This window comes from Methanoculleus caldifontis, from assembly GCF_032842345.1.
In the GTDB taxonomy this organism is placed as follows: Archaea; Halobacteriota; Methanomicrobia; order Methanomicrobiales; family Methanoculleaceae; genus Methanoculleus; species Methanoculleus caldifontis.
In genome coordinates, this window is record NZ_WBKO01000002.1 from 1 (window position 1) to 18578 (window position 18578).

General features: G+C 64.5%; 21 protein-coding genes. 11 read left to right on the forward strand and 10 right to left on the reverse strand.

Going from position 1 to position 18578, the window contains the following annotated elements; translation table 11 throughout:
- Both F8E02_RS08860 and F8E02_RS08865 read left to right on the forward strand, forming a co-directional pair.
- Positions 1-539, forward strand: a 539-nt coding sequence (locus tag F8E02_RS08860) for a molybdopterin oxidoreductase family protein (protein ID WP_317065170.1), incomplete at its 5' end; no start/stop codon positions are given.
- Between the two features lie 2 nt (positions 540-541).
- A complete protein-coding gene (locus tag F8E02_RS08865; RefSeq protein ID WP_317065171.1) occupies positions 542-1780 on the forward strand; it encodes a Coenzyme F420 hydrogenase/dehydrogenase, beta subunit C-terminal domain in 1239 nt (412 codons plus the stop codon).
- A gap of 251 nt (positions 1781-2031) precedes the next feature.
- Here the strand turns inward: F8E02_RS08865 and F8E02_RS08870 are convergent, their stop codons facing one another.
- Together F8E02_RS08870 and F8E02_RS08875 are read right to left on the reverse strand one after the other, a co-directional pair.
- The gene (locus F8E02_RS08870; RefSeq protein ID WP_317065172.1) at positions 2032-2526 is read right to left on the reverse strand and encodes a hypothetical protein; all 495 of its coding nucleotides are present in this window, start codon (positions 2524-2526) and stop codon (positions 2032-2034) included.
- A 197-nt stretch (positions 2527-2723) separates the two neighbouring features.
- Positions 2724-3428, reverse strand: a complete 705-nt coding sequence (locus F8E02_RS08875) for a DUF1616 domain-containing protein (protein WP_317065173.1) — start codon at positions 3426-3428, stop codon at positions 2724-2726.
- A gap of 138 nt (positions 3429-3566) precedes the next feature.
- Here F8E02_RS08875 and F8E02_RS08880 point away from each other — a divergent pair, with 138 nt between their 5' ends.
- Positions 3567-4130 (forward strand): archaellin/type IV pilin N-terminal domain-containing protein, encoded by a 564-nt coding sequence (locus F8E02_RS08880; RefSeq protein WP_317065174.1) that lies wholly within the window; start codon positions 3567-3569, stop codon positions 4128-4130.
- Complete coding sequence (locus tag F8E02_RS08885; protein WP_317065175.1) at positions 4108-4689, forward strand: archaellin/type IV pilin N-terminal domain-containing protein; 582 nt, start codon at positions 4108-4110, stop codon at positions 4687-4689. The genes F8E02_RS08880 and F8E02_RS08885 overlap by 23 nt, the downstream gene beginning before the upstream one ends.
- 4 nt (positions 4690-4693) lie before the next feature.
- On the opposite strand, the gene F8E02_RS08890 is transcribed toward F8E02_RS08885, so the two are convergent.
- A complete protein-coding gene (locus tag F8E02_RS08890) occupies positions 4694-5380 on the reverse strand; it encodes a metal-dependent hydrolase (RefSeq protein WP_317065176.1) in 687 nt (228 codons plus the stop codon).
- A 97-nt stretch (positions 5381-5477) separates the two neighbouring features.
- Here F8E02_RS08890 and F8E02_RS08895 point away from each other — a divergent pair, with 97 nt between their 5' ends.
- Positions 5478-5669 (forward strand): hypothetical protein, encoded by a 192-nt coding sequence (locus F8E02_RS08895; RefSeq protein ID WP_317065177.1) that lies wholly within the window; start codon positions 5478-5480, stop codon positions 5667-5669.
- A gap of 148 nt (positions 5670-5817) precedes the next feature.
- On the opposite strand, the gene F8E02_RS08900 is transcribed toward F8E02_RS08895, so the two are convergent.
- The 3 genes from F8E02_RS08900 to F8E02_RS08910 all read right to left on the reverse strand — a co-directional run bounded on the left by F8E02_RS08900 (position 5818) and on the right by F8E02_RS08910 (position 9851).
- Positions 5818-7665, reverse strand: a complete 1848-nt coding sequence (locus tag F8E02_RS08900; RefSeq protein WP_317065178.1) for an ABC transporter ATP-binding protein — start codon at positions 7663-7665, stop codon at positions 5818-5820.
- 226 nt (positions 7666-7891) lie between these two features.
- Entirely contained in the window at positions 7892-8926 is a 1035-nt protein-coding gene (locus F8E02_RS08905; RefSeq protein WP_317065179.1) for a 6-phosphofructokinase, read from the reverse strand.
- Between the two features lie 4 nt (positions 8927-8930).
- Positions 8931-9851: a beta/alpha barrel domain-containing protein gene (locus F8E02_RS08910; RefSeq protein ID WP_317065180.1), complete on the reverse strand. Its 921-nt coding sequence runs from the start codon at positions 9849-9851 to the stop codon at positions 8931-8933.
- 314 nt (positions 9852-10165) lie between these two features.
- Between F8E02_RS08910 and F8E02_RS08915 the strand changes: the two genes are divergently transcribed.
- From F8E02_RS08915 to F8E02_RS08925, 3 genes are read left to right on the forward strand one after another with little or no spacing between them, the layout of a single operon-like run.
- Entirely contained in the window at positions 10166-10843 is a 678-nt protein-coding gene (locus F8E02_RS08915) for an amino acid ABC transporter permease (protein ID WP_317065181.1), read from the forward strand.
- A 3-nt stretch (positions 10844-10846) separates the two neighbouring features.
- The gene (locus F8E02_RS08920; protein WP_317065182.1) at positions 10847-11602 is read left to right on the forward strand and encodes an amino acid ABC transporter ATP-binding protein; all 756 of its coding nucleotides are present in this window, start codon (positions 10847-10849) and stop codon (positions 11600-11602) included.
- Between the two features lie 9 nt (positions 11603-11611).
- Entirely contained in the window at positions 11612-12298 is a 687-nt protein-coding gene (locus F8E02_RS08925) for an amino acid ABC transporter permease (protein WP_317065183.1), read from the forward strand.
- Positions 12299-12496: 198 nt separating this feature from the next.
- On the opposite strand, the gene F8E02_RS08930 is transcribed toward F8E02_RS08925, so the two are convergent.
- Positions 12497-13582 carry a DMT family transporter gene (locus tag F8E02_RS08930; RefSeq protein WP_317065184.1) on the reverse strand — a complete coding sequence of 362 codons (1086 nt, stop codon included), beginning with the start codon at positions 13580-13582 and terminating at the stop codon, positions 12497-12499.
- Positions 13583-13691: 109 nt separating this feature from the next.
- A complete protein-coding gene (locus tag F8E02_RS08935) occupies positions 13692-14489 on the reverse strand; it encodes an ABC transporter substrate-binding protein (protein ID WP_317065185.1) in 798 nt (265 codons plus the stop codon).
- A 264-nt stretch (positions 14490-14753) separates the two neighbouring features.
- On the opposite strand from F8E02_RS08935, the gene F8E02_RS08940 reads away from it, so the two are divergent.
- A complete protein-coding gene (locus tag F8E02_RS08940; protein ID WP_317065186.1) occupies positions 14754-15008 on the forward strand; it encodes a DUF2795 domain-containing protein in 255 nt (84 codons plus the stop codon).
- A 164-nt stretch (positions 15009-15172) separates the two neighbouring features.
- Complete coding sequence (locus tag F8E02_RS08945) at positions 15173-15862, forward strand: glycerophosphodiester phosphodiesterase (RefSeq protein ID WP_317065187.1); 690 nt, start codon at positions 15173-15175, stop codon at positions 15860-15862.
- Positions 15863-15870: 8 nt separating this feature from the next.
- Here the strand turns inward: F8E02_RS08945 and F8E02_RS08950 are convergent, their stop codons facing one another.
- Positions 15871-16710 (reverse strand): alpha/beta hydrolase, encoded by an 840-nt coding sequence (locus F8E02_RS08950; RefSeq protein ID WP_317065188.1) that lies wholly within the window; start codon positions 16708-16710, stop codon positions 15871-15873.
- Between the two features lie 28 nt (positions 16711-16738).
- Between F8E02_RS08950 and F8E02_RS08955 the strand changes: the two genes are divergently transcribed.
- On the forward strand, positions 16739-17794 hold the full coding sequence (locus F8E02_RS08955) for a S1C family serine protease (protein ID WP_317065189.1): 1056 nt from the start codon (positions 16739-16741) through the stop codon (positions 17792-17794).
- A gap of 39 nt (positions 17795-17833) precedes the next feature.
- Here the strand turns inward: F8E02_RS08955 and F8E02_RS08960 are convergent, their stop codons facing one another.
- Entirely contained in the window at positions 17834-18421 is a 588-nt protein-coding gene (locus tag F8E02_RS08960; RefSeq protein WP_317065190.1) for a nitroreductase family protein, read from the reverse strand.
- Positions 18422-18578: the final 157 nt, after the last annotated feature.

Below are 18578 nucleotides of genomic sequence, written 5' to 3' on the forward strand. Positions count from 1 at the left end.
CGTCCTACCACGGCATGAACTACGAGCGGCTCAACAGGCCCGAAGCCCTCCACTGGCCCTGCCCTGCGGCCGACCACCCCGGCACCCCGATCCTCCACACGGCGAAGTTCGCCCACCCCGATGGTCTTGGCATCTTCAACCCCATCGAGTGGAAACCCCCGGCGGAAGTCCCCGATGCCGAATACCCGTTCGTGCTCACGACCGGCCGTATCCTCTGGCACTGGCACACCGGCTCCATGACCCGCCGGTCCGCGACCCTCGACAACGAGGTCCCGACGGGATGGATCGAGATCAACCCCGAGGACGCGAAGGCGCTCGGTATCAAGGACAAGGAACTTGTCCGTGCGAGCACCCGCCGCGGCACGGTCGACGTTCCCGCCCGGGTGACGAAGGACATCATGAAGGGTGTCATGTTCATGCCGTTCCACTTCGCCGAGTGCGCGGCAAACATCCTGACGAACAACGCTCTCGACCCCATCGCCAAGATCCCCGAGTTCAAGGCCTGTGCTGTGAAGGTTGAGAAGATTACGGAGGCCTGAATATGGCAGCGAAAGGAGACTCTTTCTACGCATGGGCAGCCGACGCCGCCTGCCAGGAGAAGGGCGAGTGCGGCGGAGCGGTCACCGCTCTGCTGACGCACGCTCTTAAGTCCGGCATGGTGGACGCCGTCCTTGCAGTCAAGAAGGGACAGGACATCTACGATGCCGTCCCCACGCTCATCACCGACCCCGCCGAGCTCGCAGAGACGGCAGGCTCCCTCCACTGCGGGACCCTCCTGCTCTCGAAGCTGGTCAAGAAGTACCTTGACGGCGCGAAGGACATGAAGATCGCCGTCCCGGTCAAGGGCTGCGACACGATGGGCCTGTACGAACTTGCAAAGCGCAACCAGGTCAACCTGGACAACGTCGTGATGATCGGCCTCAACTGCGGCGGATCGGTCAGCCCGGTCTCCGCCCGGAAGATGATCGCCGAGAAGTTCGGTGTCAACCCCGACGACGTTGTCAAGGAAGAGATCGACAAGGGCCAGTTCATCATCGTCACGAAGGACGGCCAGCACAAGGGCATCTCGATCGACGAGCTCGAGGAAGAAGGCTTCGGCCGCCGGTCCAACTGCCGCCGCTGCAAGATGAAGATCCCGCGCCAGGCGGACCTCGCCTGCGGCAACTGGGGTGTCATCGGCGAGAAGGCCGGCAAGGCCACCTTCGTCGAGGTCTGCTCCGAGAAGGGTGCCAACCTCTTTGACGGCGCCGTGAAGGCCGGGGCCATCAAGACCGACGCCGTGCCCGCAAAGGCACTTGAGATCCGCGGCAAGGTCGAAGGCGCCATGCTGAAGCTCGGCGACAAGTGGCGGGCCCGCCACTTCGAGAGCCTCGGCGAGGGGAAGGACCGCTTAAAGAAGATCATGGACGAGACTTCCCGGTGCATCAAGTGCTACGCCTGCATCGAGAACTGCCCGATCTGCTACTGCGTTGAGTGCAGCACGAAGAAGGCCTACCTGGTCGAGCCCGGTCAGGTCCCGCCGCCCTTCATGTTCCACCTGATCCGCTACGCCCACGTATCGGACTCGTGTATCAACTGCGGCCAGTGCGAAGAGAACTGCGCGATGGATATCCCGAACGCGCTCTTCATGCACGCCCTGGAAGTCGACCTCGAGAAGATGTTCGGCCACACCCCCGGTGTGAGCATGGACCTCCCGGTGCTCGCGCTCGCCGAAGAGAAGGCCGAGCGGGAGCGGCTCTCCGCGACCGGCAGCGACCAGATCTTCAACGTCTTCGAGTAAGGGAGATCTCTCCCTTCTTTTTTTCTCGCCGACCCACGCGCAAGCGGAGCATGAGCGCCCGTCAGGTACGACAAGGAGCGACAGCACCCTGACACCGGACTTCGCGGCTTCGCGTGGGGTAATCTACAAAGATAATGGCGATGTCTCAGCGAAAGGCGCGAAGAACGACGTTCCAGCGAAACGGAGTAAGTAATGGGACCCGGCCACAGTCCGACCGTATTCTCGTATGGAAAAAAGAAGGGGGGACCGGCTCACGAAATCGTGTGAGAGAGGGCCGGAATTGCGAAATGGTCTATGAACGTCTCCTCATGGCCGTCCGGGAACCGGACCACCGTCAGTTCCGGGGAGAAGTCGGCCTGGACCAGCGGCGCAAACCAGTAGCGGTCAAGCGTCGCCTGCGCACCGGTGAAGTTGAGCCCCGGCGTAGCGTAGACATTCCCGTCCTCAGCGCTCCTGACCTTTGCGAAACTCTGGATCGAGAAGACGGCAACATTGCTCTCTGCCGCGGTCACCGTTACGGGTGAGCCGGTTGCTTCCTCGAGCGCGGACTTCAGTTCCTGCTCCGGATTGGCAATCTTGAGGAAGACGGCGATCCTCTCGACAAACGAGAGTTTGTAGTTGAAGGTGACATCTGCGCTCCCATCCTCGTCTACAGTGATCCTGAGGTTCTCTGCGCTGAAAGCCCCTGCCGGGGCTACTACAAACGCCAGGATCAGGAGGGATGCGACCAGAACTCCGCGTTTCATCCTTGTACCTCGAACAAGCATACGGCGCCCGGGGGTATAAACATTTTGTAAGCCGTTCTGCCATTTGATCGCCTGAGAATACTGATTTTACGTTTTTGTTCTCCGGGAAAGGATCAATTCTCGAAAAATCAGGCGGGGGCTCCCGGCAATCGCGGGGCACCCCGCGCCGCCGCCGGGCCCTCACACGGCATGTGCGGTCAATGCACCCGCAGCAGGAGGTGGAGGTTGCGGTAACCGGCTCTGGTGAGGTTGGCGACCGGTATCTCTGCCTGGGGCGCCTCCATAAAGAGGAGGAACTCCAGCCGGTCCACGTCCGAGTCCATGATCCGGAACGTGTAAGGCTGCTCGACGGTCCGGTTGTTCGGTACGGTGACCGAGAACCGGTCAAGAGGCGTCGCAGAGACGATCACCGACTTGTTTGTCGCACCGTTGAACCTGCTCTTCACGGCAAACGTCTGGACCGTGTAGGTGATATCCCGGGACTCGTGGTTTCCGATCCCGATGATGACCGTCTGCGGTGTTCCCGCCATGAACTCCGTCGGATAGTTTGCGGCTTTTCCTGTCGGACCGAGGATATAGAACTCGGTGAACCTCTCTCCCTCCTGCGGGTTGACGACGATATATACCGTCGTTGCGGTGGCCAGGAGGACGGCGGCGATGAGGAGAAGGCTCAGGACCTGCTCGGTCCGTGGGGTGGAGCTCCCGGGTGCTCTCTCCCGTTTTTCCGCTGCATGGGGGTGCCCGGTCCCGCCGGGCCCGCTTTGCGCCAGTAAGAAGACTGCGATCAGCAGGCAGCCGGGGAAGAGGGCGGGCAGGGCGGGGTGGATACCCGTCGGGTCCGGCGGGAGAGCGCACGAGTACAGGAGATCGGAGAGAGGGCCTGCGGAGGCTTCAGACGGCATTCTGCTATCCCATAAAAATCCATACTATATATATGCTCTGGAGATGGGAGCCGGTGCCGATGCTGCCGGGACATCGCGCAGGCCTCCGGGGGAGAGATCAGCATCTTTTAATCGAAGTGCGACTAACTCCACATCATCATGCCCCGGGAAGACAGGGACGAGCAGGCGCTCACCGGCCTTGAGGCAGGCATCGTCTTCATCGCCTTCGTTGTCGTCGCATCGGTCTTTGCCTACGCCGTTCTCGGGGCCGGCATGGCGACGTCGCAGAAGAGCCAGAAGGTGATGCACGACGCCTTCGAGGAAGCCGGGTCTGCTCTCCGTCCGGGATACTCCGTCATCGCAAAACTGGATAACGGTGAGGGGCTTCTCGACTTCATCGAGTTCGATCTCGAGACCGCGACCGATCTTGCCGGAGTCGATATGAAGAGCATGACCTACGCCATCGTCACAAAAGATGCGCTCTTCACGATCCCTTCCGGGGATCCCACGGTAACGCTAACCTGGCGGCAGCGCAGAGACGCCGACAGCCTTCTCGAGGCAGGGGAGATCGTCACGGTGAAACTGGGCGGGCTGGGACGCACGGGCATCGGGCGCGGGGATACGTTCACCCTCGCGATTACCGCCGCGGAAGGTGCGACGGCAACGCTTGCGAGAACGATTCCTGCCGGGATCGGGAAGAATGTCTACCTCGAACTCTTCTGATGCCGGGTTCACCGGGCTTGAGGCCGCGATCGTCCTCATCGCCTTCGTCATCGTTGCAGCCGTCTTTTCGTTCGTCGTCCTCCAGGCGGGTTTCCTGTCGGCACAGCAGGGCCAGTCGGTCATCCACGACGGCATCGGGCAGGCCGGGTCGAGCTGCACGGTGACCGGTATCGTTTACGGCATCGGCGCCACGCCCAATCGCATAGATGCGATCGTCATCCCCATCGGGCTTACGGCCGGCAGCAAGCCGATCGATATCACCACGGTCTCTATCCGTCTCGTCGGTTCCGGGCACCGGGAGACCGTTGCCCAGAATGTCCCCCTGGTCGATGTTTTCCCAAAATCCGGATTCTGGAGCGTCCAGCAACGGTTGAACGGTGACTCCGATATGATCCTCGAGGCAGGAGAACAGTTCGTCCTGAACATCTCGCCGTCAAACCTGAATGACTGCAAACCCTACAGATCGTTCGCCATCGAGATCAAACCTGCCGGAAGGGCCGCCCTCCGGGTGGAGCGGACGGTTCCCGGCAGCATCGAGAGGGTGACCCGCCTGGACTGACGGGTCACCCGGCAGAGAGGAGGTCGCGGTACCTGACCATCCCGACGGCCCCGGCGGCCCCCACCGCGGCAAGCACCAGGTAGTCCTCCTCCCCGCCCCCGGCCATCAGGACGCTCTCCGGGATGCCGGCCGCCCAGGCGTAGAGCGAGGCGATGGTAAGGGCCAGAAGGAGCGGGACGGCGACGCGGACGAGCGGGCGGGCGAACCGGGTAAGGTCCGGCCGGGAGTCCCGGTAGACGGCGAGGGCGATGCCTGCCGACGCGATGAGGAAGACCCACTCCGAGAGCGAGGAGGCCTCTGCAAGTATGGCGTTGCCGAAGTAATCGGTGGTATCGTAGGGCCGGTATGGGCCAAGGAGCGGGAAGTACCAGGTGACGGGTATCGCCCACATCGTGTCAATGACCTGGTGGGAGAATGCGCCCACCGCGACGGCAATGAGCCCGAACGATCCGCGCCGCTGCCTGAGGACGATGCCGAGAGCGAGGAGGAGTGCGAGGAAGAGCAGTCCGTGCGCGAATATCCGGCCGGAGTCGAGCGATCCCGCGAGCAGGATGTGGCCTACCGGTTTGTCGATCAGGTCGGGGAGGATGGCCCCGAAGGCGCAGAGACCGATGAGTCGCCGGTCACCGAGGCGCCCGGCGAGCGCGAGCCCGATAATGAGGCCGAGCAGGAGGTGGCAGGCGGCGAACATCTCTATGGAATTGATGCGTCGGAGATATAACCCTGAGGTCGGGGCATACGCAAACCCTATTCCCGGCAAAGACCGATACCTGATAGGAGACCTCATCATGGCAACGCTCGACAGGTCTGAGATCCTCATACTCTTCGCCTCGGTCCTCATCGGCAGCGCGGCGGGCTGGTGGAGCCGCACATACTGGGGAAACAGTTTTGTTGCCGTTGCATCGACCCTCATCGGGACCGTGATCGGCTACTTCGTCATCATAACCGTCCTCCGGGCCGCGGGTCACCCGGTCGGGTAACCGGCGTGGAGGGGGGCATGCCTCCTGCAGGCACTCGCGGCCGATATCGCCGAACTCCCCCCGCTCCTCGACCTCGCCGTCCGAATCGCGAACTATGAGTCGTGTTCCTCTGTATACCGGAGGTCCCGGCCGCAGGTGAGGCATTGCCTTATGCCCCATGCCATAGGGGTGCGTCACCGTATCCCGTAAGCCCGCGGCCGGGACCGGCATCGCGGCACTCCCGCACCCGCCCGTCTTCGACCGCGAGGATACGGTCGGCGAGTTCCAGGAGCGAGGGGCGGTGGGAGATGAGGATGGTCGTCCTGCCCTGGACCAGGGTCCGGAGCGTCCGGCGTATCAGATCTTCGGTCTGGAGGTCGAGCGCCGACGTGGGCTCATCGAGGATGAGGATGGGGGCGTCTTTGAGGAACGCTCTCGCAATCGCGACCCGCTGCCGCTGGCCGACGGAGAGCTGGGTCCCGCGCTCGCCGACAATCGTCCGGTAACCGTCGGGGAGCCGCACGATCTCGTCGTGGATCTGCGCCCTCCGGGCGGCCTCAACGACCTCCTCGACAGTGGCCTCAGGCCTGCTGTAGCGGATGTTCTCCTCGATGGTGGTGTGGAAGAGGAAGAGGTCCTGGGAGACGATCGAGATCTGCCGCCGCAGCCACTGCGGATCGAGCGACATGAGGTCGTGGCCGTCGAGCGTGATCGTGCCTCGCTGCGGTGCAAAAGCCCGCAGGATCAGGTTGATGAGCGTCGTCTTTCCTGCCCCGGTCCGCCCGACGACGGCGACCGCCTCGCCGGGGCGGATGACGAACCGTGCGTCGTGGAGAACCCAATCGGACCGGTCGTAGCCGAACCAGACGCCGGCAAACTCGATCCGGCCTTGCACGGCGCCGGGGACGATCCCGCCGGCACCGGGGGCGGCGCCCGATTCACCATGCATCCCAAAGAGTTCGTGCAGGCGGGCGGCGGACGTGAGCGCAGGCTGCATGACCACCGGGAAGGCGAAGAAGGTGTTCACGGTGGGGGCGAATGTCATGATGTAGACCGCGAACGCGACGAAGTCCCCGACGGTCATGGCGCCGGCGAGCACCTCGTTCCCGCCGAACCAGATGACGGCGACCAGCATCAGCGACATCGTCCCGATCCTGAAGTACTCCGAGAACGCGGAGAGCATGGTGTTCTTGATCCGGGCATCGACCATATTCCGGAGCGTTCCGGAGACCTTGTGGACCTCCCGGTCTTCCGCAGCGTGCGACTTCACGGTATCGATCCCGGATATCACCTCCTGGAGGTCCCGCGAGACATAGGCCTGCCGCTCGCGCTCCCGGTGCGTGGCGGCACGGATCCTCCGGACGAAGACGGCGTTGACCAGCAGGTAGAGGGGGATGAAAGCGAGGACGACGAAGGTCAGGGAGAGGCTCAGGATACTGAGGATGACGAGGGTGAAGGCGACGTAGAGGGCGTTCGCGACGATCTGGGGGAGGTACTGGGAGATGGTGTACTGCAGGATCTGGACGTCGTCGGAGAGGCGGGACATGATGTAGCCGGTCTGCTGCGACTTGAAGTAGGAGAGCGGGAAACTCAGGACGTGCTCGACGAGGGCGGTCTGGAGGTTGAAGGCGTAGCCCTCCCTGAACCGGGCGGTCAGGTAGTTCCGGGCGAGGTCGGTCGCGCCGGTGAGAAGCCCGAGCGCGAGAAGGGCGACGATGAGGAGATCGAGCGACGAGAGGAGTCCGCCGGCCCCTGCTAGGATGGCGTCCGACGAGGGGGCCTCTCCGAGCAGGATGTTGTCGATGAAGACCTTGATGCTGAGCGGGAGGACCGTCTTGAGCGCCGAGACGATGGCCGTCGCCACGAGCGCGAGGACCCCCGCCTTCCATATCGGCCGGGCGAACCGGAGAAAGAAGCCGAGGTCGGAAAACCGGAGATCCCCGTCGCCCTTCGCCGGCTGCCTCAGGATCTCGCGGGTGAAGGCGAAGGTGCGCCGGCAGCAGTCTGTGAGTCCCATGATACGCAGGTCCGGTCGGGTGGTGGTCCCCTGTTCTTCACCGGGTCCCTTGCCGGTTCATGCCGCCCGGTCGATATAATACCGGCGGACCCGTGCGTGCCAGAACCGAACTGCAGGAGGTGGCAAGGCGAGAGATCTCCGGATGCAGACAGATGTCGGAAAAGACAGGGTGCCCCCGCCGCATAAGGCCGGGCAGGGCGGGGACCCTCAAGGAGAGGGGCCGGGTTCATCCCCCATAAAAGATGCTCGCCATCTCATAGAGGTCCATATCCACCGTCTTGAGGTTCGCCACCGCCTCTTCGAGCGGGACCGCGACGATCTCGTTCCCTCTGAGCGCGACCATCTTCCCGAAGTCCTTGTCCCTGATGAGGTTCGCCGCCGCCACCCCAAACCGGGTCGCGAGCACCCGATCGTGCGCCGTCGGGGACCCGCCGCGCTGGACGTGGCCGAGCACCGTCACCCGCACCTCCATATCGAGCCTCTTCTCGAGCTCGTCGCGCAGGATGTTGCCGACGCCGCCGAGCGTTACGTGGCCGAACTCGTCCGTCCGGGCGGACCGGGTGATCGCCTCCGCCATCCCCTTCGGCTGGGCGCCCTCCGCGACCACGACGATGCTGAACTGCTTTCCCCGCTCGTAGCGCGCCTTGAGGTGCCGGGTGACCTCGTCGAGGTCGAACGGGATCTCCGGGATGAGGATCTCATCGGCTCCGCCGGCGATCCCGGCCACGGTCGCGATCCATCCCGCATGCCGGCCCATCACCTCCACCACCATGACCCGGTGGTGCGACTCCGCCGTCGTGTGGAGGCGGTCGATCGCCTCCGTGACGATCGAGACGGCGGTATCGAACCCGAAGGTGTAGTCGGTCGCGCCGACGTCGTTGTCGATGGTCTTTGGGACCCCCACGACCGGAATGCCGATCTTCGAGAGTTTGTTCGCGACGCCGAGGGTATCTTCACCCCCGATCGCGACGATGGCATCGATCCCGAACTTCCTGATGTTGTCGCGCAGCCGCTGGACGTCCGCCTCGTTCTTGAAGGGGTTCGTCCGCGACGTCCCGAGGATCGTCCCGCCTTTGGGGAGGATCCCGGTCACCGAGTAATCGGTGAGCGGTTCGACGTTCCCGGCGACCAGTCCGTGCCATCCGTCCCGGATCCCGATCGTGTCGAATCCGTATCTCGCCCCTGTCCGCACCACCGCCCGGATCACCGCGTTCAGGCCCGGACAGTCTCCCCCTCCCGTCAGTACGCCGACCGTCGTCATCCCGTCACCTCCCTCCTTCGTAGATCTTCATCGCCTCGTCCACGCTCGCATCGTCGAGGGTGATCGCCGATATCGCGTTGCAGAACCGGACGGCCTCGTCGAGCGACCGCTGATGGATGTTCCTGCCGGTCGCGTTCCCGACCATGCCGCCAAGGTGGATCTGGTCGTGAAGCTGCTGCAGGAACTCCGGCACGCTGGCATGCGCCCCACCCGCACAGACCGCGCCCGTCCTGCCGGCCGCCGCCGCCGCCTCCTTAAGCAGCGCGGCATCGATCGTCCCGCCCTTCTTCGGGGGGTTCACCTTCGCGAAGTCGCTCCCGAGGGTTGCCGCGACGCCCGCCGCCCCCGCGACCAGGTGCGGGTCCCGCTCGTCCTTGACCGCCTTGCCGCGGGGATACATCCAGAGCACGGTGATGAGGCCGTTCGCGTGCGCGTGGTTGATGAGCTGGGCCGCCTGGTAGAGCATCATCGGCTCGTACTCGCTGCCGAGGTAGACTGTGTAGCCGACGCCGAGGATCGAGAGCCCCGTCCGGTCCCGGAGATCGACGACCTGCCCGACGTTGTGGAGCTCCGAACTGAGCGGGTCCCGCTGGGAGGTCCCGACCAGGTGGGTCTTGGAGTTGAGTTTGACGAGATACGGCACGTCCCGGTAATCCTCGCCATACCGGGCGATCATGCCGAGCTGGGTGGCAAAGACCCCGATCCTCGCCCGGCTCGCGATCCGGAAGAGATGTTCGGGGTCGGCGTCTTCGGGGTGGATGCCTTCGCCGAAAAAGTCGTCGTTGAGGTGCTCGATCTTCTGGTCCCCGGCAAAGAGCATCAGCCTCCCGGTGCCGTGCGTGATCTTCCGGAAGTTCTCCCGGTACCTCTCCTGCTCTTCGGGAGGCACATCGAGAGGGATCCTGATATCGGGTGCTGGTGACATACCCCTTCCTCCCCGTCCCTAGATACTTAAGTGTTGCTGGCGTCCGGATGCCGGGTGCGGCAAGCCGGGGGGCGGGCTATGGACAGCCGGCTCACGCTGGCCGGGCGGAGGTGGCGGCGGCCCCCTTCCCGGCAGGGACGATCGGGAGAACCGCTCCGGCCGGACCGGACGGCATCCCGGTGGCGGTGGTCGTCGCCCCGTATCGAGGGGCGTTTGACAATGTTTATTTTGCTTTCCGCCAGAATCATTCCTAAGTACCCGGCGCTGTCCTTCCGGCTGAAAGCGGTGCCGCACATCGATTCAGGAATAGCCCAATGGATCTTCTGCCAATCCTCATCGACTGGTTCCCGTATCTCCTCTCAGGCGTTGCCGCGACCCTCGGTCTTGTCCTCGTCGCTCTCGGTATAGGGGTCCTTATCGGCCTCCCCATGGCGCTCGGCCAGGTGTACAGTTCTCGCCCGGTGCGCTATATCATCGGGATCTACGTCTGGTTCTTCAGGGGTCTCCCCATCCTCGTCCTGCTCTTCCTCTTCTGGTTCGGCATCTTCCCGGCGATCGGGCTCGGCGATCTCTCTGCGTTCGTCGTCGGAGCGGTCGTGCTGGGCCTGAGAGGCGCGGCGTACCAGTCCCAGATCTTCCGGGGGGCCATCCAGTCGGTCGGGGAAGGGCAGATGATCGCGGCACGATCACTCGGGATGAGCAGGTTCACCGCCATCCATTCCGTCGTCCTTCCCCAGGCGATGCGGATCGCTCTTCCCGGATGGTCGAACGAGTACCCGAACATCCTGACGGACTCGGCAGTCTGTTACGCCATCGGGGTCGCAGAACTGCTCACCATCACATCGAGGATGGTCACGCAGACTCATATCACGATGCCGATCTACCTCGCCGCGGCAGGGATCTTCATCATCTTAAATTACGGGGGCCTCAGAGTCCTGCACGGGCTTGAGAAGAGAGTCGCGGTTCCGGGGTTCGGGGCAGGAGGGATGTAGAAGATGGACAACAACGAGATTGTGCTGAGAGTCGAGGACATACACAAGGCTTTCGGGGATAAGGAGGTGCTGCGGGGTGTCTCGTTCGATGTCCGGAGAGGCGAGACGATGGTCTTCATCGGCCCTTCGGGGACGGGAAAGAGCACGCTTCTCCGGTGCATCAACCAGCTCACGCTGCCCGACCGCGGAAGGGTCTGGCTCGACGGCGAGGAGGTCACGAACTCCGGAGCCCGGATCAACCATTTCCGGCAGAAGATCGGGATGGTCTTCCAGAACTTCTTCCTCTTCGACCACCTCACCGCCGTCAGAAATGTCGAACTGGCCCTGCTCAAGGTCAGGGGAATGAGCAAGGCCGAGGCGCGCGAGAAAGCGCTCATGGAGCTCCGGCAGGTGGGGATGGAGGACTGGGCCGACCATTATCCGGCCGAGCTCTCCGGCGGCCAGGCCCAGCGGGTCTCCATCGCCCGGGCGCTTGCCATGGACCCGGATGTCATCCTCTTCGACGAGCCGACGTCCGCGCTCGACCCCGAACTGACCCGCGAGGTCCTAGAGGTCATGAAGCGGCTGGCCCGGGACGGCATGACGATGCTCGTCGTCACCCACGAGATGGGGTTTGCCTGCTCGGTCGCAAACGAGATCCTCTTCATGGAGAACGGTGTGGTCGCCGAGCAGGGCTCTCCGGACCTGCTCCTGCACGATCCGCGGTTCACCCGAATGAAGGACTTCATCGGACGGTTTGATTCCCATCCGGGAGACTGAGGCGCAGCGATGGACCAGGCAACCTTCATCTTCGATATCCTCCTCCCGGCGCTGATGGAGGGGCTGGTCGTCACCCTGCAGCTGATCGCGTGCTCCGCCCCGTTCGGCCTCGCGCTCGGGATCGCCGTCGCGACGGGGAGGCAGTACGGCGGCCGCACCATCTCCTGGCTCTGCAAAACGTTCGTCTTCCTGATCAAGGGCACCCCGCTCCTCCTCCTCCTCTTCATCCTCTACTTCGGGTTGCCGGCGATTGGGATCACTTTCACGGCCTTCGTTGCATCGGTGATCGGGTTCATCCTCTGCAACGGCGCGTACAACGCCGAGTACATCCGGGGCGCACTCATATCGATCAAGGACGGCCAGATGGTCGCTGCCCAGGCTCTGGGGATGACCCGGTGGCAGGCGATCCGGAGCGTCATCCTGCCGCAGGCCCTCCGCCGGGCGATCCCGGGCCTTTCAAACGAGTTCATCTACCTCATCAAGTACTCGTCCCTCGCGTACATGCTCACGGTGATCGAGCTCTCCGGGGCGGGAAAACTGGTGGCGACGAAGTACTTCCTCTACACGGAGTCGTTTGCGGTGGTCGGGGTCGTCTACCTCGTCCTGGTGACGATCACGACTGCGGCGGTCCATCTCCTCGAGAAGCGGCTGGCGGTTCCCGGGACGGCCCGGGCGACCACCGCGGCTCAACTCTAAATTTTTCATGCAGATACTTTCGCTCGCGCCTTTGCGCGAGATTTCATCACGGCTATATTTCACCACTGCTATAGTCTCACGCGAAGCCGCGAAGAACGCGAAATGCAACGGTTCGTTAGAACCGGGGCATGAGCACCGTCAGGTGGCTGCGCCGAGATCCCCGGACATGATGGGGCGGGGACGGAGCGGGGGCCGCCCTTACCGCCGGTGCAGGTGCCGGTGGTGGATGTCGGGCTGGTGCGGGTGCTCGTGGACGATCCCGGCGTGCGCGTGGGGGTGGGAGTGCTCGCCGGTCCCGTTGAGCGTGGGGTCGCCGGGTTCGTGGGCGTGGTCGTGATGGAGGTCGTCGTGGCGGTGGCGGTGCTCGTGGACGGTCGCCTCATGCCGGTGGTGGTGGGAGTGCTCCTCGGTGACGAGGAGCCAGGCACCGAGGGCCATGACGGGCAGCGCGACGTAGAACCCTTCCGCCGGGACCTCGGCAAAGAGCAGGAGCGAGAAGAAGACGCCGAAGAACGGGGAGACGGCGAGGAGCGAGCCCGCCCGCGCGGCACCGATGCCACGGAGAGCGAGGAGGAAGAGGATGCTCGTCAAGCCCCCGTAGCAGAGGAACCCGATCGCCATGGCGGCTATGGCCGTGGGCGGGTCCGGAAGGTGCTCCCCGGCGGCGAACGCGAGGAGGAGGACGACGGTGCCGGACCCGATCCCCTTCACGGAGATGACCCGGAGGGGGTCCCTCGCCGAGAGCCGCTGCCCCAGGTTGTTGTCGACGGCCCAGAAGAGGCAGGTGAGCAGGATGCCGAGCGCTGCAAGGGAGAGCCCGATCCCGCCAGAGGGGTCCTGCGTAAGGACGATGCAGGCTGCGGTGATGCAGCCGAGCGCAACCCAGATCCGCCGGCTCACCCACTCGCCAAAGACCGCTGCGGCGATCAGCGTCGTCGCCACGGCTTCGAAATTCAGGAGGAGGGCCGCCGTCGCCGCCGGCGTCGCCGGCAGGCTGAGTATCAGGGTGACCGGGGCGAGCAGGCCTCCAAAGAGCGTCACGCCGATGAGCCAGGGGAGATCGCTCCTCGCAAGCGGCGCTTCCACATGGTTCCGGCGGGTGCCTGAGAAGACCCCTGCGAGGGAGAAGAGCAGGGCTCCCGACCCGCTGCCGAGCGAGACCAGTGCGGCAAGCGCGAGCGGCCCGGCTCCGCCGATGAGGAGTTTTGTGAACGGGGCGCTCCCGCCGATGAGGACCGCCGTTACCAGTGCACAGAGGACGGGTGTTCTGTACTGCGAAAACATGGATTGGTTATAGCCGCTGCGGAGAGGATCGCGTGGATACAGAAGAAGGACCTCCGAAAGGGTTGTGCGCTGAGAGAAAAGAGGGGCCGATTGGCCCGACAATCCCGGTCTAGTTCAGGTTGTGCTTCTCTTTGAGTTCTTCCCAGTAGGGGTCGGCCTGCAGCTCCGCAAGCCCCTCGTTCATGAACGCGAGGAGCGCGGTGTCGTCCTTCCGGATGGCGACGCCGAACTGCTCTTTCGTCTCGACAAAGCCGATGGTCTTCATCGGCTTGCCTTTGACGATGTCGTTTAAGGAGACGTCGTCGTACATGACCGCATCGATCCTGCCGATTCCAAGGTCACTGACCGCGGCCGGTGTGTCGGCGTAGAGTTTCAGGTTGGCCTTGGGCATCTTTCCGGTATCGATCAGGTTCTCCTCGATCCAGATTGCGGCGGTGCATCCCCGCTGCGTTCCGAGGATCGCTTTCCCGGCGAGGACATCGTCGAGCGTCACGTTCGAGTCGTTGCGGGCCACAACGTCCTGGTTGATGGTCCAGTAGGGGTCACTGAAGTTGACCGCTTCCTGCCGCTCGGGGGTGATCGTCATCCCGGCATAGACCATATCGATCTTCCCTGCCTGGAGCGTGGGGATGATGGCGTCCCAGTCGACTGCCGTGAACGTCACGTTGATGCCCTTCTTCGCGGCGATCCACTTCATGGAATCGACATCGAATCCCTGGGCGCTGCCGTCCTTGTCGACGTAGCTGTACGGCGGGTACGCACCGTCGATACCGACGATGTAGGAACTCTTTAACTCTGCTCCGCTGACGTCACCGGGCTTCTCGGCCGTTCCGGTGCACCCTGCACTTGCGACTGCCAGCACTGCGACGATGCAGGCCAGCACTGTAAGAATACCACGCATTCTCATAGCGAAGGGATTAGATAGACAAGTAAAATTAACCTTTTGATATGGCCCTGCCGGAGGAACGGCTGGCCTGACGGCCGGCAAACTATCCGGTTTCAGAAGAATTCCCGTCGCCCTGTCCCCCTCTCGCTCGAACCGGTGCAGTCTCCGGAACCCCGGCCGCGCCGGGGCGAGCCTCGCCGCCGCAGCGTGAGCGATAGGTATTTATCCCATACCCCCACTCAGGGGGCGTCTCCCGGAAGGAGCACGTAATGGGTGGGAAGAAGCATGAAAGGCATGAAAGAGTCCGCCATGAGCGGGATGTCAAAGGCCACCGGGTCCCTGCAGGGACTCGACCCGCGGGTGATCGATATGATCATGTCCCGGCTCAATTTCCCTGCATCGAAGAACGATCTCATCACCCGGGCGCAGGATAGCGGAGCGTCGCAGGGTATCCTCGACGTATTGAACCAGTTCGAGGATAAGCAGTACAACAGTTCGGACGACGTGAAAGCCGAGTATCAGAGAGTTCAGAAGAGATAACCCTTTTTTAAGGTGGACAGGGCCCTGGCGGGACCGTCTCGCAGGACGGCAGTCTACGCCGAAAACCTGCTACCGTAGACCGGTCCTGCCAGCGCCGCATCGCACGATGGTCTTCTTCTCCCGCGGCCGCCACCTATATCCGTCATCGAGTTGCATGGCGTGGCATGCTCATCATCGGACACCGGGGGGCCGGGGCTCTCGAGCCGGAGAACACCCTGCGGGCCCTGCGGAGGGGTATGGCATGCGCCGATCTGGTCGAGGTCGACGTGCGGCTCACGAAGGACGGCATTCCCGTCGCAATCCACGACGCAACCGTCGACCGGACGACGGACGGGACCGGGCCGGTCAAGGGCTACATCATCGAGGACCTGAAAGAACTGGACGCAGGCGAGGGAGAGACTATCCCGACGCTTCGCGAGATCCTCGATATCATCCAGGGACAGACCGGGCTTGTCGTGGAGATCAAGGAGCCCGGAACCGAGGCGATCGTCGCCTCGGTGCTGATGGACCTGATGCCGGAGCAGCTCTTCCTGGTCTCGTTCCATCCCGGGAGCGTTGCGACGGCGAAGAGGCTCCTCCCCGGCGCAAAGGCGGGCCTCATCTACTCCCAGGAGACCCCCGATCCCGTCGACCTTGCCCGCTCGGCGCAGGCGGATCTCATCCTTCCGCGGTGGGACCGCCTCTCGCACGGGGTGGTGGAGCAGGCGCACGACGCCGGGCTGCTCGTCGTCCCCTGGACGCTGAACGCGGAGGACGAGTTTGAAGAAGCGGCCCGGCTCGGGGTCGACGGTTTTGCGAGTGACGACCCCTGCGCCGCACGGCGCTACCTCCAGGAGAGCATCCCGGCAAGGTGACGGGCCGGTCAGACGAGCGTCCCCGGCAGGTGCTTCAGGAGCCATGCCTTCACCTCGACGGAGAGGCTCTCCGCCACCTCGTCGAGGACGTGGCCCGCCCCTTCGTAGATGATCAGCCGCCGGGGCTCGACGGTGCGCCGGTAGACCTCCTCCGACGAGCGGTGAGGGATGACCGGGTCGGCGTCCCCGTGGATCAGGAGGACCGCCGCCCGTCCCGCGAGCCCTGCGACCGGTCCGGTCCCGGCCCCCTGTGTAGAGACGGCGACGACGGCCCTGACCGCGGGGTCGCCCGCCGCCGCCTGGATCACCACCGCCCCGCCGAAGGAGTGCCCGACCAGCCCGACGGCCGAGACGCCCTGACTCTTGAGGTAGCGGATACCGAGGACCGTATCGACCGTCGATTCCAGGAGGTCGGCCGGGTGCCGGTAGCGTACCCGGAGCGTGCTGATCCGGTCGTTTCGGAGATCTTTTGCCAGCCGCGGGTAGAGTTCCTTTCCCGGGGTGTCAAACCCGCCGCCGGTCCCGCCCACCATGACGATGCCGTTCCGCCCCCCCTCCGCCTCGTAGTAGTGGCAGGCGATCGTCCCGCGATCGGTCTCGATCTCCACGAGGTCGTAGGCCTCCCCGGGCCGGGGCGTCCTTCTCACATCCGTGGGGCGGACCTCTACCCTCGTAGTCTCCACTTCGACTGCAGCCGTGCCGAGCATGGCGGGCAATAGATCCCTCGCATACTTCTCTTTTGTGGCGTCTGTACCGGCCGTGATCGAGACCTGCCTGCGCGCCGGGGTGAGGCCCGGTCCTGCGCCTCGCAGGCAGGGATTCCGCCCAAACTCCAGCAGAAAGTACATTACTATAGATTACCAAATATAAATCACAATGGATAAAATCGAGCACAAGCTCTTCCAGCAGGTCGGCAACGCATCGGCGTCATCCGGCGCAGGCGCCCACGCTGCGTCCGGTGGTGCCGGAGAGTCCGACGCCGACCTCCTCGACGCCTACTCGCGGGCCGTTGTCCGGGTCGTCGAGTCCGTGGGGCCCGCGGTCGTGAGCGTGGTCGTGGGGAAGAACCATCTGGGCCGGGGAGGCGAGCCGATGGGAGCAGGCTCGGGCGTGGTCGTGGCACCGGACGGCTACATCATGACCAACAACCATGTGGTGCAGGGAGCGGGGAGGATCGAGGTCCGCACGGCAGATGGGACCGCTCTTCCCGCACGCCTGGCCGGCGCCGACGCGGCGACCGATCTCGCCGTCCTCCGCACCGAGACCGGAGGGCTGCCATACGCGTCGTTCGGTGATTCCGGGACCCTTGCGGTCGGCCAGCTCGCGATAGCCATCGGCAACCCGCTGGGCTTCAACTCGACCGTCTCGACGGGCGTCCTGAGCGCTCTCGGCCGGGCGCTCCGGAGCCGGGACGGCCGCCTGATCGAGAACATCATCCAGCACACCGCTCCCTTGAACCCCGGCAACTCCGGCGGCCCGCTGGTGGACTCGCGCGGCCGGGTCATCGGCATCAACACGGCCATCATCCCCATGGCCCAGGGGATCTGCTTCTCGGTCCCCTCGAACACCGCTACCTGGGTGCTCCCGCAGCTCGTCGCCGACGGCAGGGTGCGGCGCGGCTATCTCGGTATCGCCGGCCAGTCACGGCCGCTCGAGCGGCCGCTCGTCCTGGCGCTCGGGCTTGCCGCGAGCCAGGCGGTCGAGGTCATCTCCGTGAACCGCGCAAGCCCCGCCGGCAGGGCAGGGCTCCGGCCGGGCGACCTGATCGTCGGGATCAACGAGACCGACGTCACGTGCGTGGACGACCTGCACCGGTTCCTCGCCACCTGGCCGATCGCGGAACCGGCAACCCTGACGCTGATCCGGGACCGGCGGCAGATCACGCTCCCGGTCGTCCCGGCCGAGGCCGTCGCGTGCCCCGCCGTCGGGTGAGCGGCGGGCGGAACGACCCGCCCGTCTCACCTGCGGCAGTTACGGCACCCACGTGATCCGCGGCTCCCGCCGTCCGGCTTTCGGGGGGAGGGGGGCCGGGTAGCCGAAGATCAACGGCGCCACGACCAGGTGGTCGGCGGGGATCTTCAACGCTGCGAGGAGATCGGGGTTCTGCTCGACGAGGGCCGCCGAACCGATCCAGCAACTCCCGATACCGAGCGACCAGGCGGCGAGCATCATGTTCTCCGCGCAGAGCGCGCAGTCGAGAACGCTCGAGACGACCTCGCGGGCGCCGAGGACCAGGACCAGCACCGGGGCGTTGTAGAAGATGTTGTAGTCCGGGTTCCTGAGCGCCGCAAGGAACTCTTCTGTTCCGGGGCGGGCTTCCTCCCCGATCTTCTCCGCGAGGATGGGCTTGCAGTAGTCGGAGACCCGCTGCATCAGGCTCCTGTCCCGCACGATCACGAACTGCCAGGGCTGAAGCCCGAGAGCGCTCGGGGCCTGGATGCCCGCGGCGATGATGGTGCGGAGGGCCGTCTCCGGGACCTCACGGTCGATATAGTTCCTGACGCTCCGGCGCTCCCGGATCACGGTGAAGATCTCGACTGGCTCCATATCCGTCAGCATGGGCACCCCTATGGCCTGCCGGCGGTATTTATGTCTTGGCGAGGAAGGGCCGCACTCCCTGCCTCAGGATCGAGAACCCTTCAAACTCCTCCGGGACGACCTGCACGTCCTCGACACGGGCCGCGGCCGGGCCCGGACCTCCCGAACCTCTCAAACC

Coding starts and splice junctions, on each gene's coding strand:
- F8E02_RS08865 (WP_317065171.1), top strand. CDS start 542: ATGGCAGCGAAAGGAGACTCTTTCTACGCATGGGCAGCCGACGCCGCC.
- F8E02_RS08870 (WP_317065172.1), bottom strand. CDS start 2,526: ATGAAACGCGGAGTTCTGGTCGCATCCCTCCTGATCCTGGCGTTTGTA.
- F8E02_RS08875 (WP_317065173.1), bottom strand. CDS start 3,428: ATGCCGTCTGAAGCCTCCGCAGGCCCTCTCTCCGATCTCCTGTACTCG.
- F8E02_RS08880 (WP_317065174.1), top strand. CDS start 3,567: ATGCCCCGGGAAGACAGGGACGAGCAGGCGCTCACCGGCCTTGAGGCA.
- F8E02_RS08885 (WP_317065175.1), top strand. CDS start 4,108: ATGTCTACCTCGAACTCTTCTGATGCCGGGTTCACCGGGCTTGAGGCC.
- F8E02_RS08890 (WP_317065176.1), bottom strand. CDS start 5,380: ATGTTCGCCGCCTGCCACCTCCTGCTCGGCCTCATTATCGGGCTCGCG.
- F8E02_RS08895 (WP_317065177.1), top strand. CDS start 5,478: ATGGCAACGCTCGACAGGTCTGAGATCCTCATACTCTTCGCCTCGGTC.
- F8E02_RS08900 (WP_317065178.1), bottom strand. CDS start 7,665: ATGGGACTCACAGACTGCTGCCGGCGCACCTTCGCCTTCACCCGCGAG.
- F8E02_RS08905 (WP_317065179.1), bottom strand. CDS start 8,926: ATGACGACGGTCGGCGTACTGACGGGAGGGGGAGACTGTCCGGGCCTG.
- F8E02_RS08910 (WP_317065180.1), bottom strand. CDS start 9,851: ATGTCACCAGCACCCGATATCAGGATCCCTCTCGATGTGCCTCCCGAA.
- F8E02_RS08915 (WP_317065181.1), top strand. CDS start 10,166: ATGGATCTTCTGCCAATCCTCATCGACTGGTTCCCGTATCTCCTCTCA.
- F8E02_RS08920 (WP_317065182.1), top strand. CDS start 10,847: ATGGACAACAACGAGATTGTGCTGAGAGTCGAGGACATACACAAGGCT.
- F8E02_RS08925 (WP_317065183.1), top strand. CDS start 11,612: ATGGACCAGGCAACCTTCATCTTCGATATCCTCCTCCCGGCGCTGATG.
- F8E02_RS08930 (WP_317065184.1), bottom strand. CDS start 13,582: ATGTTTTCGCAGTACAGAACACCCGTCCTCTGTGCACTGGTAACGGCG.
- F8E02_RS08935 (WP_317065185.1), bottom strand. CDS start 14,489: ATGAGAATGCGTGGTATTCTTACAGTGCTGGCCTGCATCGTCGCAGTG.
- F8E02_RS08940 (WP_317065186.1), top strand. CDS start 14,754: ATGAAAGGCATGAAAGAGTCCGCCATGAGCGGGATGTCAAAGGCCACC.
- F8E02_RS08945 (WP_317065187.1), top strand. CDS start 15,173: ATGCTCATCATCGGACACCGGGGGGCCGGGGCTCTCGAGCCGGAGAAC.
- F8E02_RS08950 (WP_317065188.1), bottom strand. CDS start 16,710: ATGTACTTTCTGCTGGAGTTTGGGCGGAATCCCTGCCTGCGAGGCGCA.
- F8E02_RS08955 (WP_317065189.1), top strand. CDS start 16,739: ATGGATAAAATCGAGCACAAGCTCTTCCAGCAGGTCGGCAACGCATCG.
- F8E02_RS08960 (WP_317065190.1), bottom strand. CDS start 18,421: ATGCTGACGGATATGGAGCCAGTCGAGATCTTCACCGTGATCCGGGAG.